Below are 2576 nucleotides of genomic sequence, written 5' to 3' on the forward strand. Positions count from 1 at the left end.
TCTGACGTTGATTCGCTACCTGATTCTGAATTACTCATTGACTCTGACGTTGATTCGCTACCTGATTCTGAATTACTCATTGACTCTGATATTGAGTCACTTGTTGATTCCGAATCACTTATTACATCTGATGTTGAATTTGAGTCGCTCATTGAATCTGACATTGAGTCGCTACCTGAGATTGAATCACTTGTTGATTCCGAATCACTTATTACATCTGACGTTGAATCACTATCACTGATTGAATCACTCAATGAGTCACTGTCTGAAATTGAATCACTCAACGAATCGAATATTGAATCACTACCACTGATTGAATCACTTAATGAACCTGATGTTGAATTTGAATCACTGATTGAGTCACTGATTGAATCTGACGTTGAATCACTACCACTGATTAAATCTGACGTTGAATCACTACCACTGATTGAATCTGACGTTGAATCACTACCACTGATTGAATCTGACGTTGAATCACTGATGGATTCTGAACCGCTTATTGAGTTAGACGTTAAATCACTTCCTGATTCGGAAATTGAATCACTGATGGATCCGGAAATTGAATCACTGATGGATCCGGAAATTGAATCGCTGGTAGATTCAGAATCAGAACTAATAGCGTGACTATGAATACCAGGGCCATATATATATGCTGTATGATAATACTTATCTTGATTTAAGTCGATATAAAAAATGCCAGTATTGTTACCATTCGGTCCTTCTAAAAGAAAGTCAACTGTCTGTCCAGCTGTCATTGATGTAGTAGTCCCAGGAATATCTATGTCAGTAGCAAAATGTCCATTTGCGAGAGTAGCTTGATAGCTCACACGTTCATTTATGCCTGTAGGTGAATAGATTCTCGCATGTGCACCATATTTTGCATAATTGCCAAATTTGGTTTTGACGATATCACTGGTTTTTATTCCTACCTGTACTGTATGACCAGAGCCATCATCCAGCGTATGAAGCATTGTGTAACCTTCAAAGTTAGCTGCTTGCCTTGTATCATCCGCCGGAATCTTAACATTATTTTGTACGGCCAATATATCGTTATTACTTACTTCTTTTGTTGTATTCTGGTTTGCATTATCCGCATGGACAATCATTGGTACAGCTACTGCACCGCCAAAAGCTCCAAAAAAGCTTGTAATTGTTGCATAAACCCAAGATTTATTTGACTTGTAAGCTTTGTGCCGCTCTTTAGGTTCTGAATTCTGTAACCTTTTAATAAGATTTTTCTTCGACATTATATTTTCTTTCTCACCCTTTTTAATAAAATCATTTAGCAATAAATTTATTCAAAGTAAGAAAGGCCTACGGTCCATTAATTAATGTGCTCGTTGCTCGTTGCTCGTTGCTCGTTGCTCGTTGCTCGTTGCTCAAGTGTCTATCCCCACTCCATTTATGACAAGAATTTTTTCAAAATTTATGTAAATCATTATATTCATGAATATTAAATAATACTCTTTAAAATCAAAATCTATTTTAGTTAATAATTTAACTATCTCAAGTATTATATTAGATGCAATTATTAAATTCAATTATTTACCACCACAAGTTATAAAAATGGACTAAAAATATTCATATCTCTCAAAAATTTCAATTCTTAAATATAACTGAAACTGATGCCTATATATTGAATATTTTTCTAAACTTATGAACTGAAAGAAAAATACTGCATAAAAAAAACAGCTACCCTTGGCAACTGGCATAGGATTTATCCCATAAAATAAATGATTATTCTTTTATCACCATGATCAAAAACAAAGCCGACTTTTTCTTTAGTCGCAACATTCGTTGACAGCTCGACTTCTTGATTAAAGGGTAAGACTATGATTGGATCTATATTAATTTAGTGGACAGTTTTTTGTTTCATTTTTATTATTTATGTAGACACAAAACCGGGAGGTTTTTATGGGAACTTATAATCGTTATGACGATGAATTCAAGCAAAACTTAGTTAATTTACATAACTCTGGCAAAACACTAGCTCAACTGACTAAAGAGTATGGCGTTTCTTCTTCAGCTCTATCTAAATGGGTTCGTCAATTCTCTGAAGTAAAGCTAGATGATAACCAGGTTCTTACTGCTCAACAAGTTAAAAGGCTCCAGAAACGTAATGCCCTGCTTGAAGAAGAAAACTTAATATTAAAAAAAGCCATTGCCATATTCACGCCTCACGACTAGATCGTTTAAATGCAATTCATTCTTTACGTTTCGAACACTCAATCGTTACTCTTTGTCGTGTTTTAAACATCAATCGAAGTACTTACTATAAGCATTTCAACGGTAAAGTTGCTCCTAGAGTTCTTGAAAATCAGAAACTAAGAAAATTAATTTTTGATATCTACCATCAAACTGATTTTCGCATTGGTTCTAATAAGATGACTCACATTTTGAATAATGAATATGGCTATAACATTTCTGCTGGACGCGTATACCGACTTATGAAATCTATGAATCTACCCCAAATGAGTACTGCTAAGCCGAAATTTCGATATCAGAAAATCATTGAAGACCAACAATTTCCTAATATTATTAATCGACAGTTTTCTTCTTCTAAACCTAATCAAAAA

The 2576-nt window shown here is 34.2% G+C and carries 3 protein-coding genes; 2 read left to right on the plus strand and 1 reads right to left on the minus strand.

What is annotated here, in order from left to right:
- Nucleotides 1-1247, minus strand: a 1247-nt coding sequence (locus TT13_RS10700) for a KxYKxGKxW signal peptide domain-containing protein (protein WP_190279679.1), incomplete at its 3' end; no start/stop codon positions are given.
- 667 nt (nt 1248-1914) lie between these two features.
- Between TT13_RS10700 and TT13_RS10705 the strand changes: the two genes are divergently transcribed.
- Both TT13_RS10705 and TT13_RS11685 read left to right on the plus strand, forming a co-directional pair.
- Nucleotides 1915-2187, plus strand: a complete 273-nt coding sequence (locus tag TT13_RS10705) for an IS3 family transposase (RefSeq protein ID WP_027699939.1) — start codon at nt 1915-1917, stop codon at nt 2185-2187.
- A gap of 68 nt (nt 2188-2255) precedes the next feature.
- A partial coding sequence (locus TT13_RS11685; RefSeq protein WP_278279356.1) for an IS3 family transposase occupies nt 2256-2576 on the plus strand: 321 nt, incomplete at its 3' end.

Origin of the sequence: Weissella oryzae SG25 (assembly GCF_000691805.2) — a bacterium.
Taxonomy (GTDB): domain Bacteria; phylum Bacillota; class Bacilli; order Lactobacillales; family Lactobacillaceae; genus Weissella; species Weissella oryzae.